Below are 17,736 nucleotides of genomic sequence, written 5' to 3'. Positions count from 1 at the left end.
GGGCAGCGCGCCTGTGGATGCAGTGGTTCGGCACCGTGCTGTGGACGGGTGGTGGTCAGCGCGCGGCGCTGTAACGCCGGGTTAGTGGGGGTACCCATGGTGGAGCACCACATGGGGTAGTCGCACTAACCCGGCGTTACAGCGGCTCAGACGGTCGAGGCGGGACAGGACCCCGGAGGCTCAGGCGTCGGCGGTCTCGAGCTCGGCCATCACGTCGGCGGGGATGTCGACGTTGGTGAAGACGTCCTGGACGTCGTCGAGGTCCTCGAGCGCGTCGACGAGGTGGAGAACCTTGCCGGCGCCGTCGGCGTCGACCGGGATCTCGAGGCTCGGGACGAACTCCACGTCGGCGGAGTCGTAGTCGATGCCGGCGTCCTGCAGGGCCGTGCGGACCGCGACGACGTCGGTGGCCTCGCTCTGCACCTGGAACGCCTCGTCGAGGTCGTTGACGTCCTCGGCGCCGGCGTCGAGGGTTGCCTCGAGGACGTCGTCCTCGGTGACCTCACGGACGGTGCCGTCGTGGTCCTGCGACTTGGGCACGACCACGATCCCCTTGCGGGTGAACAGGCGCGAGACCGAGCCGGGGTCGGCCATGGTGCCGCCGTTGCGGGTGACCGCAGTGCGGACCTCCATCGCGGCGCGGTTGGTGTTGTCGGTGAGGCACTCGACGAGGATCGCGACGCCCTGCGGGCCGTAGACCTCGTAGGAGATCGCCTTGTAGTCGACGCCGCCCGACTCCGCACCCGAGCCCCGCTTGAGCGCGGAGTCGATGTTCTTGTTCGGGACCGAGCTCTTCTTCGCCTTCTGGATGGCGTCGTAGAGCGTCGGGTTGCCGGCCGGGTCGCCGCCGCCCTGCTTCGCCGCGACCTCGATGTTCTTGATCAGCTTCGCGAAGAGCTTGCCGCGCTTGGCGTCGATCGCGGCCTTCTTGTGCTTGGTCGTTGCCCACTTGGAGTGGCCTGACATGAGTCCCTCTATCCGTCGCTTCGTCTGTACGCCGTCACGCCGAGCGCACCAGGTCCACGAACATGCCGTGCACCCGGCCGTCGCTGCCGACCTCGGGATGGAACGAGGTCGCCATCAGGGGGCCTTGACGGACCGCGACGATCCTACCCGCGGCGGGCCCGTCCTCCACCCGGGCCAGCACCTCGACGTCGTCGTCGATCGCCTCGACCCACGGGGCGCGGATGAAGACCGCCCGCACCGGGTCGGCCAGCCCGTCGACGTGGAGGTCCTCCTCGAAGGAGTCGACCTGGCGGCCGAAGGCGTTGCGGCGCACCGTGATGTGCAGGCCGCCGACGGTCTCCTGCCCCGCCGCGCCGTCCTCGATGCGGTCGGCGAGCAGGATCATCCCCGCGCACGTCCCGAAGGCGGGCAGCCCACCGCGTACGGCGTCGCGCAGCGGCTCGAGCAGGTCGAAGATCCTGGCCAGCTTGATCATCGTCGTGGACTCGCCGCCCGGGAGGACGAGGCCGTCGCAGGCGGCGAGCTCGGCGGGACGGCGTACGGAGATCGGGTCCGCGCCCAGCGACCGCAGGACGGCGAGGTGCTCGCGCACGTCGCCCTGCAGCGCGAGCACGCCGATGGTCGGATTCACGATCGCCGATCCTAGGACCGCCGGTTCGCCGTAGGCTCACGCCCCATGAGTCTCCGCCGTCCGGGCCTGCTGGGCGCCGCCCTGCTCGCCCTGTCGCTCGCCGCCGGCAGCACCTCCACGAGCACCGCCGGTGCCGTCGCCGGGGCCGTCGACGTGTCCTCTGGTCGACCCGCGCCCGGCGCCCGTGCGGTCGAGGGCTGGCCCGTCGCGACACCCTCCCGACTCGGCCTGCGCACGAAGGCCGTCCAGCGTGGCGCGGCCGAGGCCCGGCGACTCGACTCCACCTGCTTCGCGGTCCTGCGCAAGGGCAAGCTCGTCGGCGAGTGGAACTGGCAGCTGCCCCGCGAGGAACCCCGTGAGGTCTTCTCGATCACGAAGTCGGTCACGAGCACCTTGGTCGGCATCGCGGTCCGCGACGGCGACCTGCGTCTCGACGACCCGGTCTCGACCTACGTGCCGCAGTGGCGCGGCACCGCGTCGGAGTCGGTGACGGTGCGCAACCTGCTCTCCAACGACAGCGGCCGCTTCTGGTCGTTCAAGACGGACTACTCCGAGCTGCTCTCGGCCCGGAGCCGCACGAAGTACGCCGTCTCGCTCCCGCAGCAGTACGCCCCCGGCAGCGCGTGGGCCTACAACAACGCCGCGATCCAGGTGCTCGAGCCGGTGCTGGAGAAGGCGACCGGGATGCCCGTGGCGAGGTTCGCCCGCGAACGCCTCTTCGAGCCGCTCGGCATGACCAGGACGTCGTTCATCACCGACCGCGCGGACGACGCCGCCGTCTTCTACGGCCTCCGCACCACGTGCCTCGACATCGCCCGCCTCGGCCGGCTCTACCTCGACAGCGGGAAGGTCGGCGGCAAGCGCATCCTCGACGCCGCCTACCTCAGGCGCGCGGTCGGGCGGTCCTCGTCGGTCCACAACGCGGCCTACGGCTACCTGTGGTGGCTCAACCGACCCGGCCTCCTTCGCGGCGCGACCGACCCGGTCGACGCCCAGGGGCAGCCGCTGCACCCGGTGACCGGACAGCTCGCCCCGTCGGCGCCCGTCGACGTCTTCGCCGCGCTCGGCTTCGGCGGGCAGGTGCTGCTCGTCGATCCCGCGACGCGCACGATGGTGGTCCGCCTCGGGCTGCCCGCCCAGCCGGGCGACGAGGCGTACGGCTTCACCAACGCCGCCCGCGTGCTGACCCGCGCCCTTCGCTGACGCGTGACGCCGCGCCGCCCGGTGCGGCACACTCGGCGGATGGTCGGGGCGTGGGAGCACCTGCCGGCGGCACGGGTCCCGGCGCCGCTCGCCCCGCACGTCCTGGCGATGTACGGCTACTCCGCCGAGGGCCTCGCCCCCGGCGTCCACCGCGGGCTCCCGTCCGCCGGGCTGACCCTTGTGCTGAGCTTGGAACGTCCCCTCCGCACCGCGCCCACCGCCGAGGCGTGGGACGCCGGTGTGCGCGACGCGCAGTGGGTGAGCCTCGGCGGCCTGCACACCCGCGCGGCGATGGTGGAGCAGCCCGGCCGGTGGGCCGGGGTGCAGCTGACCCTCCACCCGGTGGGCGTGCGGCGCCTGCTCGGCGTCCCGGCCTCCGCGCTCCCGGTCGGCAGCTGGGACGCGCGCGACCTGGTCGGCGACGAGGTCGACCGGGTGGTCGAGGAGCTGCACGCGGCTGGTGACTGGCCCGGGAGGTACGCCGCGGTGAACCGCTTCCTGCTGCGCCTGGCCGACCGCACGGACCGCGCCGCCTCCCACCCGGGGCCGTCCCCCGAGGTCGAGGAGGCCTGGCGGCTGCTCACCGGCCCGAGCCCTCGAACGGTCGCCGAGGCCGCCGACTCCGTGGGCTACAGCCGTCGGCGGCTGACCCAGCTGCTCACGGCCGAGACGGGCCACGGACCCAAGACCGTGCAACGGCTGGCCCGGTTCGACACGGCGCGCCGCGAGGTGGTCGCCGCCGCGTCCGTGGGCGCGTCGCTGGCGCAGGTGGCCGCCCGTACGGGCTACTACGACCAGTCGCACCTGGTGCGCGACTTCCGCGAGTTCGCCGGGCTCGGGCCGTCGGCCTGGCTCGCCGCGGAGTTCCCAAATGTCCAAGGCGCGCCGGTGGGCGTCGCGGCAGCATCGGGGCCATGAGCGATCCCCACCGCACCACCGTCTGGCCCGCCCTGCAGGCGCACGACCCCGACCTCGTCATCCGCACGCTCGTCGCGCTCGGCTTCGAGGAGACGGCCGCCTACCGCGACGAGGCGGGCGTCGTCCAGCACGCCCAGCTCGACTGGCCCGAGGGCGGCGGGGTGATGCTCGGCTGCCACAAGCCCGACGGACCGTTCACCCAGCAACCCGGGACCACGGCGGCGTACGTCGTCGCCTCCGACGTCGACGCGGTGCACCGGCGCGCCGTCGACGCGGGCCTCGACCCGTCGCCGGTCGTCGAGCAGGACTACGGCAGCCGGGAGCTCCGCGTCACCGACCCTGAGGGCAACCAGTGGTCCTTCGGGACGTACGCCGGTGAGCCACGGCGGGGCTGAGCCCGCCGCGGCGACGCGTCACCAGCCGCGCTCGGACAGGCGGTGCGGCTGCGGGATCTCGTCGACGTTGATGCCGACCATGGCCTCACCGAGGCCGCGCGAGACCTTGGCGACCACGTCGGGGTCGTCGTAGAAGGTCGTGGCCTTGACGATCGCCTCGGCGCGCTGGGCCGGGTTGCCGGACTTGAAGATGCCCGATCCGACGAAGACGCCCTCGGCGCCGAGCTGCATCATCATCGCAGCGTCGGCCGGCGTGGCGATGCCGCCCGCGGTGAAGAGGACGACCGGCAGCTTGCCCGCCGCCGCGACCTCCTTGACCAGCTCGTAGGGAGCCTGCAGCTCCTTGGCCGCGACGTAGAGCTCGTCCTCGGACATGCTGTGCAGCCGCCGCAGCTCGCCGCCGATGGTGCGCATGTGCATCACCGCGTTGGAGACGTCGCCGGTGCCGGCCTCGCCCTTGGAGCGGATCATCGCTGCGCCCTCGGTGATGCGGCGCAGCGCCTCGCCCAGGTTGGTCGCACCGCAGACGAACGGCACGGTGTACTGCCACTTGTCGATGTGGTTGGTGTAGTCGGCCGGGGTCAGCACCTCGGACTCATCGATGTAGTCGACGCCGAGCGACTGGAGCACCTGCGCCTCGGCGAAGTGGCCGATGCGGGCCTTGGCCATCACCGGGATCGAGACGGCCTCGATGATCGAGTCGATCATGTCGGGGTCGCTCATCCGGGACACGCCGCCCTGGGCGCGGATGTCGGCCGGCACGCGCTCGAGCGCCATCACGGCGACGGCGCCGGCGTCCTCGGCGATCTTCGCCTGGTCGGCGGTGACGACGTCCATGATCACGCCGCCCTTGAGCATCTCGGCCATGCCGCGCTTGACGCGGCTGGTGCCGTGCTCGATGGGGGTCTCGGAAGACGTCTGGGCCGACGTCTGGGGGGTGTGCTCAGCCATGTCTGGATCGTAGTGCGGCCTCATCCCAAAGGATGCATCGGGATGGCGATGGTTGAGCGCTTGATCAGGCCTGCGAGGCCGCGCGAGCGAGCGCCTGTCGGCGGACGACCCAGATGCGCTGCGCGACGGTCACGCTGGCTGCGACCGCGAGCGCCCAGAGGGCGACCTCGAGCAAGATCCACAGGTCGAGGAGGTCGGCGAAGAAGGCCGGCACGAGCATCCCGACGAGACGGTCGGGCCGCTCGGCGATGCCGACCTTGGCGTCGTAGCCGAGGTGGTCGGCCTTCGCCCGCGCGTACGACGTCACCGCGCCCATGACGAGGATGACGAGGCACAGCCAGAGGTAGAGGTGGCTCTCCCGCTGCCAGGCGAAGAAGAGGATCAGCCCGCCGAACAGCGCGCCGTCGGCGACCCGGTCGAGCGTCGAGTCGAGGAAGGCGCCGAAGTCGTCCTTGCGCCCGACCTTGCGCGCCATCGCGCCGTCGATCAGGTCACTGAAGACGAAGGCGGTGATGAAGAGGACGCCCTCCCAGACCATGCCGCGGGGGAAGAAGAACAGCGCGCCGAAGCTGACCCCGAAGGTGCCGACCAGCGTCACGACGTCGGGGCTGATGCCCAGGCGGATGAACAGGTTGATGAAGGGCGCGAGCATCACGCCCTGCCAGAACTGCTTGAACCGATCGAGCACGGGCGCAGGCTATCGGCTCCCTCTTGACGTGGACTGCACGGGAGAGGATCGTCCTAACGGTGTTAGACGTTCCTAACGGCAATCGGGTCGCCGTCCGCCGAGCCGCGACCCGGCTCGAGATCCTCGAGGCGGCGTGGGAGGTGGCGCGCTCCAAGGGCCTCGTCGAGCTCACGCTCCGGGACGTGGCGGAGCGCATCGGGATGAGGGCCCCGTCGCTCTACGGCCACTTCGCCTCCAAGCACGCCATCTACGACGCCATGTTCGAGCAGGCCTGGAGCGACTACGAGGCCACGATCCCCGACCTGGAGCGCGCCCTCCCGTCACACCCCCGGTCGGCGATGCGGGTGATCGGCGCGCACTTCTACGACTTCACCGCGACCGACCTCGCGCGGCACCAGCTGATGAACCAGCGCGTCGTCGCCGGCTTCTCCCCCTCCGCCGAGGCGTACGCACCCTCCGTGCGGGTCCTCGAACGCGCCCACCGCACGATCGTCGCCCTCACCGGCGCCACGACCGAGGACTTCGAGGTCTGGGTGGCTCTCGTCGGCGGCCTCATCAACCAGCACCACGCCAACGACGCAGGGGGCAGCCGGCACCGCGTGCTGCTCGACCGGGGCGTCGACATGTGGGCCGACGCCGTCGGCCTTCCTCCGGACGACCACCAGTAGGACTGGCACCAGGCACCAGAAGCGCACCGTGAAGGACCGACCATGACCACGACAGACACCCCGCAGCGACGACGTCACTCGCACCTCGACCCCCGGACGTCCATGACCCTGGCCCGGACCGAGCACGCGCGCACGGTCGACGCGCTGCGCGCCCTCGGGCCCGACGACTGGGCGCGCCCGACGTCCTGCCCCGAGTGGGACGTCCGGCAGCTCGCGTGCCACATGGTCGGCATGGCCGAGTTCCCCTCCTCCCCGATCGAGATCGCCCGGCAGCAGCGCAAGGCCTCCGCCGTCCACGCCCGCCGCGGTGGGCCGGCGGTCGACGGGCTCACCCAGGTGCAGGTCGACGAGCGCGCCGACTGGGCGCCCGATCAGGTGGTGCTGGGTGCCGTCAGGGCTGCCCCACGCAGCGTTCGTGGGCGGCGGTGGATCTCCGCATGTGCCGGCCGCGCGCCGCTGCCGGGGACGCAGCCCGTGAACGGCCGGGAGGAGTCCTGGAGCGTGGGCTACCTGCTCCGGACCATCCTCACGCGGGACCCCTGGATGCACCGGACCGACCTCTCGGCCGCGACCGGCCGGCCGATGACCCTGACCCCGGACCACGACGGCGTGATCGTGGACGACGTGGTCGCGGAGTGGGCCGAGCGGCACGGACGGCCGTACCAGCTGGAGCTGACCGGACCCGCGGGCGGCTCCTGGCGGCGAGGCGACGCCGAGCTCATGACCCTGGACGCGGTCGAGTTCTGCCGGATCATCTCCGGCAGGGGCATCGGCGTGGGGCTCCTGGAGACCCAGGTGCCCTTCTGACCGACCCCGCTCAGCCGAGCAGTGCCGCCCGGACGTCCGCCACCGCGGCGGGCGCCCCGGACACCGTCCAGTGCACGCCCGCGGCGGGCACGACGACCGACTCGCCGCCCACGCCGCGGATGATCGCGGCTCCCGGGAGCCGGTCCCAGTCGGCGACGGAGTGCTGGAAGAGCACGTCCCACTGACCCCACGCGATCGCCATCGTGTCCATCGTCCCCGATCCGAACATCCGCAGTGTGCCGACCTGGCCCAGTGCGCGGGCGAAGGCCTCACCGACCTCGCTGCCGTAGAACGGCGGGTGCAGGTAGGTCGCGGCGCAGCGGGCCTCGCGCGGGGTGTCGGGGAGCGGTGCGAGCGGCGTGCCGTCACAGGTGCTCGGCAGGTCGGGCCCGCCCACCCACGTGCGCAGGCTGGCGGCGTGGTGGACCGCGCCGAGCAGCACGTCGTCCTCGTCGTGGAGGGCGATCGCGGTGCACCACCAGTCGCTGCCGCGGGCGAAGTTGTAGGTGCCGTCCACCGGGTCGATCACCCACGTCCGGCCCGAGGTGCCGGGCTTCGACGCACCCTCCTCCCCCACGATCGCGTCGTCCGGCCGCTCGGCGATGAGCTGCTGCACGATGAGCCGCTCGGCAGCCGTGTCGGCCTGCGTGACGATGTCGGAGCCGCTGGTCTTGCGCTCGACGTCCAGGCCCTCCTGACGGATGCGGGCGGCCAGCAGCGCCGCCTCCCGGACCAGGTCGGCGGCGAGTGCGGCGTCGGCGCCGAGGTGCGAGTCGTCCACGCCGGTCACGTTAGTCGGCACGCGTAGTGTGGCGGCACGGAGCCATCCAGGCTTCCGACCGAGGAGCCCCGATGAGCGACAAGTCGCCACGGCAAGGCATGTCCAAGAAGTCCGGCAAGTCCCTCAAGGAGAAGCGGGCCGAGAAGCACGCCAAGGCTGCGGGGAAGAACGACGCCGCCGAGGGCCTGCTGCCCAAGAAGAAGTGACCGCGCTCCGTCTCGGAGTCATCGGGACGTCCGCCAAGGAGAACGAGCACCGGCTCCCGCTGCACCCGGACCACCTGTCGCGGCTGGCTCCCGACGTCGCGTCCCGGACCACCCTGGAGCACGGGTACGCCCACCGGTTCGGCATCGACGACGACGACCTGGCCCCGCTCGTGGCCGGCTTCGCGTCGCGCGACGAGATCCTGCACGACGCCGACGTCGTCGTGCTGCCCAAGCCGCAGCACGAGGACGTCGCTGCGATGCGCCCCGGACAGGTCCTGTGGGGGTGGCCGCACTGCGTCCAGGACCCGGCGATCACCCAGCTGGCGATCGACCGCGAGCTGACCCTGATCGCGTTCGAGGCGATGAACCACTGGACCGCGGACGGGCATGTCGGCCTCCACGTCTTCCACAAGAACAACGAGCTCGCCGGATACTGCTCGGTGCTCCAGGCGATGGAGCTCGTCGGGATCACCGGTGACTACGGTCGACGACTCAGTGCCGTCGTCATCGGTTTCGGCGCGACCGCGCGCGGTGCGGTGACGGCCCTCAAGGCGCACGGCGTCGGCGACGTCGCGGTGCTGACGACGCGCGGCGTAGCAGCGGTGGGGTCGCCGATCCACTCAGTCCTGATCCGGCAGTTCGACCACGACCCGGACGACCCCGGCGCCAGCCAGGTGATCACCGACCGCGGCCGCGTGCCGCTGGCGCCGTACCTCGCGGAGAACGACATCGTCGTCAACTGCACGTTCCAGAACACGGCCGCGCCGCTGACCTACCTGCAGACCGAGGACCTGGCCGAGTTCCGCCGCGGGAGTCTCATCGTGGACGTGTCGTGCGACGAGGGGATGGGATTCTCGTGGGCCGTGCCGACGACCTTCGACGACCCGATGTTCACGGTCGGGGACCGTGTGCACTACTACGCCGTGGACCACAGCCCCTCCTACCTCTGGAACTCGGCCACCTGGGAGAACAGCGAGGCCCTGCTCCCCTTCGTGGACACCGTCCTCGCCGGTCCCCAGGCGTGGGACGCCGACGAGACCATCAGCCGGGCCATCGAGATCCGGGACGGACGGATCTGCAACCCGGCGATCCTGGCGTTCCAGGGTCGGGCCGCCGAGCACCCCTACCGCGTGCTCTGAGTCGAGTCCCACGCGTCGGCCAGCAGGTCGCGCGTGTCCTCAAGCAGCTGCGGCAGGGTCTTGGTGCCGCCGACGACGGTGATGAAGTTGGCGTCGCCGGTCCAGCGCGGCACCACGTGCTGGTGCAGGTGCTCGGACAGGGACCCGCCGGCCGACCTGCCGAGGTTGAGGCCGACGTTGAAGGAATGCGGGCGGCTCACCGTCCGTACGGTCCGCAGCGCCTGCTGCGTCATCGCCATCAGCTCGGCCGCCTCCTCCGCCGTGAGGTCGGTGAGGTCGGCGACGTGGCGGTAGGGCAGCACCATCAGGTGGCCGGGGTTGTAGGGGTGCAGGTTGAGCACGACGTACGTCGACTCGCCGCGCGCGACCAGCAGCGACTCCTCGTCGGGGTGCGAGGGGATCGCGCAGAACGGGCAGCCCTCGTCGTCGATCGCCGTGCGGACGTAGGCCATCCGGTGGGGCGTCCAGATCCGCTCGAGCGCGTCGTCACTCATGGCAGCGATCCTAGGGTGGCCCCATGACGTCGATCCGACCGGCTGACGACGCCGACATGGCCGCGGTCGCCGACCTCTGGCACGAGGGCTGGCACGACGGCCACGCCGGGCACGTGCCCGACGGGCTCACGGCCGCGCGAACCCTGACGGCGTTCCACGCGCGCACGCCGTCCCGGGTGGCGGACACCGCGGTCGCGGTCGCCGAGGACGGGTCGCTCCAGGGATTCGTGATGGTCGTGGACGACGAGGTGGAGCAGGTCTTCGTCGCCCGGCCGGCGCGTGGGACCGGGCTGGCGTCCGACCTGCTGCTCGAGGCCGAGCAGCGGGTGGCGGCCGGCGGTCACTCCGCGGCCTGGCTGGCGGTCGTGGTGGGGAACGCGCGGGCCCGGCGGTTCTACGAGCGGCAGGGCTGGGCCGACCGCGGCGACCTCCCCTACGAGGTCAGCGCCGGCGGGCAGACGTTCGTGTCTCCGTGCCGGAGGTACGTCAAGCGGGTGCGCTGACGAGTGATCGTGTCGAGAACCTGACGGCGACTCCGTCCCTGACACACCCGTGGCCGTCGGCCACGTGGAGCCAGTCGAGAAGTGGAGACGTACATGACCGTGCGGATGGACAACGTCCTCGTCGTCGTCGACGACCTCGAGGCCGCGATCGCCTTCTTCGGTGCGATCGGCCTGGAGGTGGAGGGTCGGGCCATCGTGGAGGGAGAGCCGGTCGACCGGCTGGTGGGCATCGACGGCGTCCGGAGCGAGATCGTCATGATGCGGACCCCGGACGGCCAGTCGCGGATCGAGCTCGACAAGTTCCACACGCCGGCCGCCGCTCACGCCGGGACCGAACGTGCACCGGTCAACGCGCTGGGCATCCGACGCTTCATGTTCGCCGTCGACGACCTCGACGACGTCCTCGCGCGGCTGGGCGGCCAGGGAGCCGAGCTCGTCGGCGAGGTGACGGAGTACGCCGGCTACCGGATGTGCTACCTCCACGGCCCCGACGGGGTCATGGTCGCGCTGAGCGAGCAGCTCGGCTGAGGGCCTCGCCGCTGGAGGAACGCCGCACCGGCTCCGGGTCACGTCTCGCTACGGAACCGCGCGACCTCCGCGCGCGCACGTACGACCCGTTCGTCTTCTGCACCGCGGGCCTCAACAAGCTCGTGCACGAGCTCGTACCCCGCGTGGATGAGGTGCTTGCGTGCCCGACGCGCGTGGTGGTCGGAGCCTGCGTGGACATAGGCCTTGCGCGCCTTGCGGTCCAGGACCGCCTCGACCTCGACGTCATCGAGCAGGCCGGCCTCGACCTCTGGAGCGAGGATGTCGCGGGCGTATGCGTGCTCGACAGGTCGCGCGAGCTTGAACGCCGTCCAGAGCACGCCCAGCCCGAAGATGGCCGAGCCGAACATGACCAGCAGCGTCACGGCCCCACTGCCCGCGAAAGCGACCATGGAGTCCCACAGGCCGTGGGTGAGCACACCGGCTGCGAGGAAGCCGAGTCCGCGCCCGATCCGGCGCTCCTGACTGGCGGTGCCGATCAGGTAGACCAGCCCGGCACAGCACAACGCGGTGTAGAGCGGGTGCGACACGAAACCGGTCGCGACACGCAACCAGGCCGTGCCGATCGCGCCGTCGACGGGCGCGGTGCCGAAGTTCTCGAGCGCTCCGTTGAAGGCGTACGTGACGTCTTCGAGCACCTGGAACCCGAGCCCGATGAAGGCACCCAGGATGAGGCCGTCGTTGACCGTCCTGACGAGCCGGGGCGCCAGGCCCATGAGCAGCAGGAAGCCGGCGAACTTGGCGCTCTCCTCGACGAAGGGTGCCGTGAGTGCTGCCTGCCAGTGACCGGCCCAGTCCTGCCCGAACCACTTGGCCCACAGCGACATGAGAGCGCCGTTGGCGTTGATCGCGATGGCGAAGGTCGCCGGAACGGCACCCCACACGAACGCGGCGAGCAGGATCTTCGCGGGCTGACGCTCCCAGCGGTCGATGTGGTGGAACCAGAGCCACCACAGCAGCCCGAGGATCCCGTTCACGACCAGGGCCGCCGCGACGGCTGCGGGCGAGAAGTGGGCACTCCTGGAGACGATCGGCAGCATCGAGTAGACGCCGTAGCCGACCATGACGATGTAGACCCAGAAGCAGAGGTTGCGAGGTTGGACGAGATGGAACGGCTCACCCCAGGCTGATGCGTCCAGCGCGGCGTCACGACGCAGCAGGGCAGTGTCGGTGCTCACGAGGTCGCTCCGTCCGTCGCGTGGATACTCTCCACCATGGCGCTGACCTCGTCGCCGACGGCGGCAATCTGGTCGGGCGGGCCGACGACCTGGACCTCCACGCCGGTCCCGCCGAGCACCAGGGCCGCGATGAACCCACTTGCCCGGGCGCTGGCGAAGCCCTGGGCGATCCCGACGTCACCCATCTTCGTGGTGAGGCTGACGCGACGCTGGCTGACGTGGAAGCCCTCACCGTCAGTCAGCCGCGTGGTGATCTTGTCGATCTGCGAGAGCAGCGCATCGGGCGTGCCGGAGAAGTCCCCGCTGCTGAGCACGATCGCCACACCCCGCGACGACAGCCGCACCGGGCCCGACTGCTGCGCGCTCGCACCGGGGTCGACCCGGTAGCCGCCGGTGACTTCCCAACCGACCGCGGGGGTGAAGACGATCGACTCCGTGAGAGCGAACTGCTCACCAGCCCGCACCTCGTCGTCGTACGCCGTGGCCCGGTCGAGCCGGGGCACGGCAACCACCCACAGGAGGACGAGAGCGACGACCGCGAGGCCGAACGGCAGTGACCTCCTGTCCAACCCGAGCCATCGTTTGTCGACGGGAACGTACGGGACCGTGAAGTGGGGCACTGGGCGTCCTTCCGGGGTGTCGATCGTCACCTGGGGTCGGGGCCTCGGTCCGACTCCGGCTCGGCGAACGACTCGACGTCGCCAGCTGCAGCGATCCACTCCCCCTGGCGAAGAGCCTGTCATCCCGACGGATGGGCGCGGAACACCCGATTCCGACATGTGAGCGATCGGTGGCTGGGTGGCGGCACGCGCCGTACCCACCGGGGTGTGGCCCGCGCGCCGGCAGCAGGAGTACGACGGGGTGAACCCATCTCGGAGGCCATCATGTCGCTGCGCGTGCCCATCGGTCCGATCGCCCTCGCCCTGGCGGCGGCCACGCTGTCCCCGCCACTGGGCGCGGGTGCGGGCACTGCGGAGCGTGCGGCCCCCGACCGCGGCGCCAAGGGCACGTGGACCGAGGCCGACAAGGCGGGCTTCGGCACGGCGCGCGCCCGGCGGAGCAACGTGTGGTTCACGCTGCAGGACGGGCGGGTCAGTGAGGTCTTCTACCCAGACCTGTCAACGCCGAGCACCCGCAGCCTCGAGCTCGTGGTGACGGATGGCCGCACGTTCACCGACCGGGAGACCGAGGACGTCGACGTCGTCACGACGCGTCCTGACGAGAGCAGCCTGCGCTTCCAGCAGGTCGGCACTGCGACGTCCGGCCGCTACCGCATCACCAAGACCTACGTGACCGACCCGCGCCGCGACGCGCTCGTCGTCCGGGTCCGCCTCGAGTCGCTCGACGGTGGCAGCTACCAGCTGTACGCCGTGCACGACCCGGCGCTCGCCAACTCCGGGATGGACGACCGGGGCCGCGCGACGCGGGGGGTGCTCGTGGCCACGGACGTCGAGGAGCGCGTCGCGTCCGCGCTCGTCTCGCGCCCGCGCCTCGGCCGGAGCAGCACCGGGCTGCTCGGTCGCGACGACGGCTGGAGCGACCTCGAGGACGACCAGCGACTCGACGAGGGACGCCGTTCGGCCGGTCCGGGCAACATCGTGCAGACCGGCCGGATCGCGGGCGTGACGGGGCTCGCCGGCGAGCAGAGCGCGACGCTGGTCCTGGGTTTCGGGCGGACCGGCGCGGAGGCGCAGCGCACCGCACGGTCGGGTCTCCACGCGGGGGCAGGTCAGACCGCGGCGCGCTACGACCGCGGCTGGCACCGCTACCTCCGCACGCTCAAGGAGGTGCCCGAGAGTGCCGCGGCCGTCCGTCGCAACTACCTCGCGTCGGCTCTCGTGCTGGCCGCCGCGGAGGACAAGCTCAACCCAGGGGCGCTCGTGGCCTCGCCGTCGGCGCCGTGGGTCTGGGGTGATGAGGTCAAGGACCTGTCCTCCCCGTCGGGCGCCTACCACCTCGTGTGGTCGCGCGACTCCTATCAGTTCGGCACCGCGCTGTGGGCCATGGGCGACAAGGCGGCCGCTCGCCGCTCGGTCGACTGGCTCTTCGACGTGCAGCAGCTGCCCGACGGCTCGTTCCCGCAGAACTCCGACGTGGAGGGGACGCCGGTCTGGTCCGAGCTCCAGCTCGACGAGGTGGCGCTGCCGATCGTGCTGGCCCGGCTGGTGGGCCGCGACGGGCCGCGCACCTATCGCGGCGTGAAGCGGGCCGCGCAGTTCCTCGTCCGCTTCCGGGACGAGGAGACCGGGAGGCGGGCGCCGTACTCGCCGCAGGAGCGCTGGGAGAACCAGTCCGGCTACTCCCCGAACTCGATCGCCACCCAGGTCGCGGGTCTGGTCTGCGCCGCTGACATCGCCCGCAAGAACGGCGATCGCACCTCTGCCCGACGGTGGCTCCGGCTGGCCGACCGGTGGCAGTCGAAGGTCAAGCAGTGGACCCGCACGACCAACGGTCCGCTCAGCAGCAGCCCCTACTACCTGCGGATCACCAAGGACGGTCGCCCCGACCGCGGCACGGAGTACGGCATCGGCGACGGCGGGCCGTCCGCCGTCGACCAGCGGCGCGTGGTCGACCCGAGCTTCCTCGACCTGGTCCGGCTCGGGCTGGAGCAACCTGACGACCCCGACGTGCTGTCCACGCTGTCGTTGGTGGACGACGAGCTGCGGGTGGACACGCCCAACGGACCGTTCTGGCACCGCTTCAGCTTCGACGGCTACGGCGAGACGCGCGACGGCGGGCAGTGGGAGATCACGGAGGACGACACCGGCACGACGCTCGGTCGCGCCTGGCCCCTGCTGACCGGAGAGCGCGGTGAGTACGCCATCACCGCCGGGCAGGACGCGACGCCCTATCTCGCAGCCATGGCCGCAGCTGCCGGCACGAGCGACATGATCTCCGAGCAGGTCTGGGACGGCCGCGAGCCCACCGGCGAGGCGTGCTGCCCCGCGGGCGAGGGCACCCGGGCCGCCACCCCGCTGACGTGGTCGCACGCCGGACTGGTTCGGCTGGCCTGGACGATGCAGCGCGGTGCCCCCGTCGACCAGCAGGCGGTGGTGGCCCGCCGCTACGTGCGCTGAGCTCACCCACTGCCCACTGCCCACTGTCGGTTCAGTCCGGTTCGCAGATGACGAGCTGGAGCGCCGCTTCTGCGGCGAACGGTGCCCGGGACCAGTCGCCGAACCGTTCGACGACCCGGAGACCGCCGAGGGAGAGGAGCAGCGGCAGCTCCTGCGGGAAGATGCTCCTGATCTCCAGCGGCGCGACGAAGAAGTCGGCCTCGGATTCGGTCGAGAAGAACCACGTCCCGCGCGTCACCTGCGCGGTCGCGTCGTACGTCTCCGCGACATCGACGCGCACCGGGCCACGATCGGGGTCCACGAACGACAACGCGTCACGCCTGCGTCGTACGCCGTCGGCCCGGGCGAGCACGCGCACGCTCGGGTTGAACACGTCGAGGACGAGCCGCGCACCGGGCGCCAGGTGCCGTCGTACCGACTGGAAGCAGCCCACCACTTCGTCAGCCTCGTGCAGATGGAGCAGGGAGTTGGCGGCGATGAACACGAGGTCGAACGTTCGACCGAGGTCGAACTCACGCATGTCGCCCTGCAGCCACTCGACGTCGACGCCGCGGTCGTCCGCCTTGCGCCGGGCCTCGGCGAGCATGTCGGTCGAGAGCTCGAGACCCACGCACGGATGCCCGTCGGACGCGATCGGGATCAGCTTGTGCCCGGTGCCCGACCCGAGCTCCAGGACCGTCCCGCCCTGCCGATCGGCCTCGGCGCGATAGAACTCGACGGCCTGTTCGCCACCGGGGAACAGCCGGTCGTACAACCTCGCGTCCGAGTAGAACTGGTTGCTCATGAGGCGCCCCCTAACCCTCCCCGCCCTGCCCCATCTGTTCGCCGATGAACCTGGCATTCGGATCGAGGGACTGCTGCGGGAGCCGCGGGTCAGGTGCCGGACCGCGCGCGAGGAGCGAGGTCTGACGTCGGCCTCGTCTGCGTCGCGTCACCCGATGTTGCAGCGCGGCCATCGCCCTGGTGAGCATCCTCGGTTCCCCCGTCTCGACTGGAGCCACGCGACCCCGGAGCTGTCAGGTGACCGATCGTGACATCCCGAGAACACGCTGTCCTGGGTTCGCAGCATCCCTCGCCCGGGCGTGAGGGGCCGAGCGAGGTCAGGCCCGGCCGCGCCGGACGTGCCCGTGGCCCCGCCGGTCGAGGGTGGCGGGTGCGGGGCGAGGTCATGGTCGGCGTGGTTGCGGAATGCCGGGCGGATCGAGTGGGTCGATCGCGGTGGTGCCGTGGCGGTCGCGGCGGTAGCGGTGGCCGTGCGGCGACGTCCACTCGAACGTCCCGGGCTCAGTCATCTCGTAGCGCCAGGCGGTGTGGGTCTTCAAGCGGTGGTGGAAGCGGCACAGTGCGGCGAGGTTCGACGTTCCCGTTGGACCGGGCTGGGGTCTGCCTTCCGCCTCTGCGGCGTGGTCGTACTCGTCGACGTGGTCGACGTCGCAGCCGCGGGCCGGACGGGTGCACCACGGGAACACGCACGTCCTGTCGCGGAGGATCACCTGCTCGCGAATCCGGTCCGGCACCCCGTACGCCGGGGTGGAGAGGTCGGCGTTGAGGTCGATCACCGGCTTGACGGTGACCTTGGTCCGCGAGTCCGAACACCAGCCGCTGATCTGGTCGAGGAGCACCAGCCGCTGGCCTTCCTCCATCCGCCCGGTCGGACCGAACACGGTCGCCAGGCCGTCGAAGGACGCATTGAAGTGGGCGTGCAGCACGACCTCGCGGGCGGCGGGCAGGTGCTGGGGGTCGGCTCCCGACCCGGCGAGGTCGAGCGCGGTCTGGGTGCGAGCCAGGTCGCCGAGGGCAGCAGAACGGCGCGCGTCCAGCGACATGTCGGACCCGAGGGCCTTCAAGGTCTCGGCGCCGTGGGCAAGCGCCCGGTCGAGGTCGAGGGCGTCGGCGATGTCGAGCTCGGCCTCGAGGCGCATGGTGCCGGCGTAGTGCACGTCGTCGTCATGGATCGTGGCGTGGCGCGGGTCGACGTGGAGGTAGCCGTCCTCCGGATCCGCTGCCGGATCGACGTCGGCAAGGTGGAACCGCTTGATCGTCTCCGCGACGAGCCGGTCCAGCTGTGCAGGGCCGATGCGACCGGCGACAGCGGCGACCTGGGCATCCACGAACGCCGCGGCTTCGCGGGTGAGGGCGGGGCTGGTGTGGATGGTGACCTCCGCGACCGAACGCGCTCGCCATGCGGGGACCCGCCCGGCCTGGGTCTGCGCCCACAACCGCGGCAGGCGGTGGCGCAGCTCGAGGGCGTGGCCGACGAGCTTCTTTGCCGCCGTCGTCGAGACCCCGAGGACCGCACCGAGCTCGGCCAGGCAGAACTCCGCCACCAGCGGCGCACCGTCACCGGCGATCGGCTCCTCGTGCTCACAGCCAGGGACCGCGAAGGTCGCCGCCGAGTGGATCGACTCCGGCGGATGCAGATCAGCCCACCGCGCTGCCACGACGAGAAGATCGGCGGATGCCCGGTCCTCGGCCGCCTTCCGGTCCCGCGCGAGCGCAAGCAGATCGGAGGCCGTGAGGTCCTCGACCCCACGTGCTCCCGGTCCTGCCAGCGCCTCGATCATGTGTTCGATTCTACCGGCGGC

20 protein-coding genes are annotated in these 17,736 nt (G+C 71.4%); 10 read left to right on the top strand and 10 right to left on the bottom strand.

Going from position 1 to position 17,736, the window contains the following annotated elements:
- Positions 1–180: 180 nt before the first annotated feature.
- Positions 181–966, bottom strand: a complete 786-nt coding sequence (locus tag JOD65_RS12230; RefSeq protein ID WP_191197006.1) for a YebC/PmpR family DNA-binding transcriptional regulator — start codon at positions 964–966, stop codon at positions 181–183.
- A 34-nt stretch (positions 967–1,000) separates the two neighbouring features.
- Positions 1,001–1,600: a pyridoxal 5'-phosphate synthase glutaminase subunit PdxT gene (pdxT, locus tag JOD65_RS12225; RefSeq protein ID WP_191197080.1), complete on the bottom strand. Its 600-nt coding sequence runs from the start codon at positions 1,598–1,600 to the stop codon at positions 1,001–1,003.
- Between the two features lie 42 nt (positions 1,601–1,642).
- On the opposite strand from pdxT, the gene JOD65_RS12220 reads away from it, so the two are divergent.
- Genes JOD65_RS12220 through JOD65_RS12210 form a run of 3 tightly spaced genes read left to right on the top strand, consistent with a single transcriptional unit; the run spans position 1,643 to position 4,113 of the window.
- A complete protein-coding gene (locus tag JOD65_RS12220; protein ID WP_191197005.1) occupies positions 1,643–2,800 on the top strand; it encodes a serine hydrolase domain-containing protein in 1,158 nt (385 codons plus the stop codon).
- Positions 2,801–2,839: 39 nt separating this feature from the next.
- Positions 2,840–3,718, top strand: a complete 879-nt coding sequence (locus JOD65_RS12215; RefSeq protein WP_191197004.1) for a helix-turn-helix domain-containing protein — start codon at positions 2,840–2,842, stop codon at positions 3,716–3,718.
- A complete protein-coding gene (locus JOD65_RS12210; protein ID WP_191197003.1) occupies positions 3,715–4,113 on the top strand; it encodes a VOC family protein in 399 nt (132 codons plus the stop codon). The genes JOD65_RS12215 and JOD65_RS12210 overlap by 4 nt, the downstream gene beginning before the upstream one ends.
- An 18-nt stretch (positions 4,114–4,131) precedes the next feature.
- On the opposite strand, the gene pdxS is transcribed toward JOD65_RS12210, so the two are convergent.
- Both pdxS and pgsA read right to left on the bottom strand, forming a co-directional pair.
- Positions 4,132–5,064 carry a pyridoxal 5'-phosphate synthase lyase subunit PdxS gene (gene pdxS / locus JOD65_RS12205; protein ID WP_191197002.1) on the bottom strand — a complete coding sequence of 311 codons (933 nt, stop codon included), beginning with the start codon at positions 5,062–5,064 and terminating at the stop codon, positions 4,132–4,134.
- Positions 5,065–5,128: 64 nt separating this feature from the next.
- Complete coding sequence (pgsA, locus tag JOD65_RS12200; protein ID WP_191197001.1) at positions 5,129–5,752, bottom strand: phosphatidylinositol phosphate synthase; 624 nt, start codon at positions 5,750–5,752, stop codon at positions 5,129–5,131.
- 59 nt (positions 5,753–5,811) lie between these two features.
- Between pgsA and JOD65_RS12195 the strand changes: the two genes are divergently transcribed.
- Positions 5,812–6,420 (top strand): TetR/AcrR family transcriptional regulator, encoded by a 609-nt coding sequence (locus JOD65_RS12195; RefSeq protein ID WP_191197000.1) that lies wholly within the window; start codon positions 5,812–5,814, stop codon positions 6,418–6,420.
- Positions 6,421–6,462: 42 nt separating this feature from the next.
- Entirely contained in the window at positions 6,463–7,227 is a 765-nt protein-coding gene (locus JOD65_RS12190; protein WP_204811137.1) for a maleylpyruvate isomerase family mycothiol-dependent enzyme, read from the top strand.
- A 10-nt stretch (positions 7,228–7,237) separates the two neighbouring features.
- On the opposite strand, the gene JOD65_RS12185 is transcribed toward JOD65_RS12190, so the two are convergent.
- Positions 7,238–8,008, bottom strand: a complete 771-nt coding sequence (locus JOD65_RS12185) for an inositol monophosphatase family protein (RefSeq protein WP_191196999.1) — start codon at positions 8,006–8,008, stop codon at positions 7,238–7,240.
- A gap of 71 nt (positions 8,009–8,079) precedes the next feature.
- On the opposite strand from JOD65_RS12185, the gene JOD65_RS23750 reads away from it, so the two are divergent.
- Together JOD65_RS23750 and JOD65_RS24030 are read left to right on the top strand one after the other, a co-directional pair.
- Positions 8,080–8,214: a hypothetical protein gene (locus JOD65_RS23750; RefSeq protein WP_263575349.1), complete on the top strand. Its 135-nt coding sequence runs from the start codon at positions 8,080–8,082 to the stop codon at positions 8,212–8,214.
- Positions 8,211–9,353: a N(5)-(carboxyethyl)ornithine synthase gene (locus JOD65_RS24030; protein WP_204811135.1), complete on the top strand. Its 1,143-nt coding sequence runs from the start codon at positions 8,211–8,213 to the stop codon at positions 9,351–9,353. The genes JOD65_RS23750 and JOD65_RS24030 overlap by 4 nt, the downstream gene beginning before the upstream one ends.
- On the opposite strand, the gene JOD65_RS12175 is transcribed toward JOD65_RS24030, so the two are convergent.
- A complete protein-coding gene (locus tag JOD65_RS12175) occupies positions 9,338–9,847 on the bottom strand; it encodes an HIT family protein (RefSeq protein ID WP_191196997.1) in 510 nt (169 codons plus the stop codon). The genes JOD65_RS24030 and JOD65_RS12175 overlap by 16 nt on opposite strands.
- Positions 9,848–9,870: 23 nt before the next feature.
- Here JOD65_RS12175 and JOD65_RS12170 point away from each other — a divergent pair, with 23 nt between their 5' ends.
- The gene (locus JOD65_RS12170; protein ID WP_191196996.1) at positions 9,871–10,350 is read left to right on the top strand and encodes a GNAT family N-acetyltransferase; all 480 of its coding nucleotides are present in this window, start codon (positions 9,871–9,873) and stop codon (positions 10,348–10,350) included.
- A 93-nt stretch (positions 10,351–10,443) separates the two neighbouring features.
- A complete protein-coding gene (locus tag JOD65_RS12165; protein ID WP_191196995.1) occupies positions 10,444–10,878 on the top strand; it encodes a VOC family protein in 435 nt (144 codons plus the stop codon).
- 38 nt (positions 10,879–10,916) lie between these two features.
- Here JOD65_RS12165 and JOD65_RS12160 read toward each other — a convergent pair whose 3' ends face one another.
- Complete coding sequence (locus tag JOD65_RS12160) at positions 10,917–12,074, bottom strand: PrsW family intramembrane metalloprotease (RefSeq protein ID WP_191196994.1); 1,158 nt, start codon at positions 12,072–12,074, stop codon at positions 10,917–10,919.
- Entirely contained in the window at positions 12,071–12,643 is a 573-nt protein-coding gene (locus JOD65_RS12155; RefSeq protein ID WP_191196993.1) for a hypothetical protein, read from the bottom strand. Before JOD65_RS12155 ends, JOD65_RS12160 begins: the two co-directional genes overlap by 4 nt.
- 315 nt (positions 12,644–12,958) lie before the next feature.
- Here JOD65_RS12155 and JOD65_RS12150 point away from each other — a divergent pair, with 315 nt between their 5' ends.
- Positions 12,959–15,151 carry a glycoside hydrolase family 15 protein gene (locus tag JOD65_RS12150; RefSeq protein WP_191196992.1) on the top strand — a complete coding sequence of 731 codons (2,193 nt, stop codon included), beginning with the start codon at positions 12,959–12,961 and terminating at the stop codon, positions 15,149–15,151.
- Between the two features lie 31 nt (positions 15,152–15,182).
- Here the strand turns inward: JOD65_RS12150 and JOD65_RS12145 are convergent, their stop codons facing one another.
- Both JOD65_RS12145 and JOD65_RS12140 read right to left on the bottom strand, forming a co-directional pair.
- Positions 15,183–15,935, bottom strand: a complete 753-nt coding sequence (locus tag JOD65_RS12145; protein ID WP_191196991.1) for a class I SAM-dependent methyltransferase — start codon at positions 15,933–15,935, stop codon at positions 15,183–15,185.
- A 382-nt stretch (positions 15,936–16,317) separates the two neighbouring features.
- Positions 16,318–17,715 (bottom strand): HNH endonuclease signature motif containing protein, encoded by a 1,398-nt coding sequence (locus JOD65_RS12140; protein ID WP_191196990.1) that lies wholly within the window; start codon positions 17,713–17,715, stop codon positions 16,318–16,320.
- Between the last annotated feature and the right edge of the window lie 21 nt (positions 17,716–17,736).

Origin of the sequence: Nocardioides cavernae, from assembly GCF_016907475.1 — a bacterium.
Classification (GTDB): Bacteria; Actinomycetota; Actinomycetes; order Propionibacteriales; family Nocardioidaceae; genus Nocardioides; species Nocardioides cavernae.
The sequence above is the reverse complement of the archived record's forward strand: the minus strand, read 5'-3'. Positions and strand labels throughout refer to the sequence as shown.

What these genes read in the sequence shown, in the direction of transcription:
- JOD65_RS12230 (WP_191197006.1), bottom strand. Translation starts at nt 966, where the DNA reads ATGTCAGGCCACTCCAAGTGGGCAACGACCAAGCACAAGAAGGCCGCG.
- JOD65_RS12220 (WP_191197005.1), top strand. Translation starts at nt 1,643, where the DNA reads ATGAGTCTCCGCCGTCCGGGCCTGCTGGGCGCCGCCCTGCTCGCCCTG.
- JOD65_RS12215 (WP_191197004.1), top strand. Translation starts at nt 2,840, where the DNA reads ATGGTCGGGGCGTGGGAGCACCTGCCGGCGGCACGGGTCCCGGCGCCG.
- JOD65_RS12210 (WP_191197003.1), top strand. Translation starts at nt 3,715, where the DNA reads ATGAGCGATCCCCACCGCACCACCGTCTGGCCCGCCCTGCAGGCGCAC.
- pdxS (WP_191197002.1), bottom strand. Translation starts at nt 5,064, where the DNA reads ATGGCTGAGCACACCCCCCAGACGTCGGCCCAGACGTCTTCCGAGACC.
- JOD65_RS12190 (WP_204811137.1), top strand. Translation starts at nt 6,463, where the DNA reads ATGACCACGACAGACACCCCGCAGCGACGACGTCACTCGCACCTCGAC.
- JOD65_RS23750 (WP_263575349.1), top strand. Translation starts at nt 8,080, where the DNA reads ATGAGCGACAAGTCGCCACGGCAAGGCATGTCCAAGAAGTCCGGCAAG.
- JOD65_RS12175 (WP_191196997.1), bottom strand. Translation starts at nt 9,847, where the DNA reads ATGAGTGACGACGCGCTCGAGCGGATCTGGACGCCCCACCGGATGGCC.
- JOD65_RS12170 (WP_191196996.1), top strand. Translation starts at nt 9,871, where the DNA reads ATGACGTCGATCCGACCGGCTGACGACGCCGACATGGCCGCGGTCGCC.
- JOD65_RS12165 (WP_191196995.1), top strand. Translation starts at nt 10,444, where the DNA reads ATGACCGTGCGGATGGACAACGTCCTCGTCGTCGTCGACGACCTCGAG.
- JOD65_RS12150 (WP_191196992.1), top strand. Translation starts at nt 12,959, where the DNA reads ATGTCGCTGCGCGTGCCCATCGGTCCGATCGCCCTCGCCCTGGCGGCG.
- JOD65_RS12145 (WP_191196991.1), bottom strand. Translation starts at nt 15,935, where the DNA reads ATGAGCAACCAGTTCTACTCGGACGCGAGGTTGTACGACCGGCTGTTC.
- JOD65_RS12140 (WP_191196990.1), bottom strand. Translation starts at nt 17,715, where the DNA reads ATGATCGAGGCGCTGGCAGGACCGGGAGCACGTGGGGTCGAGGACCTC.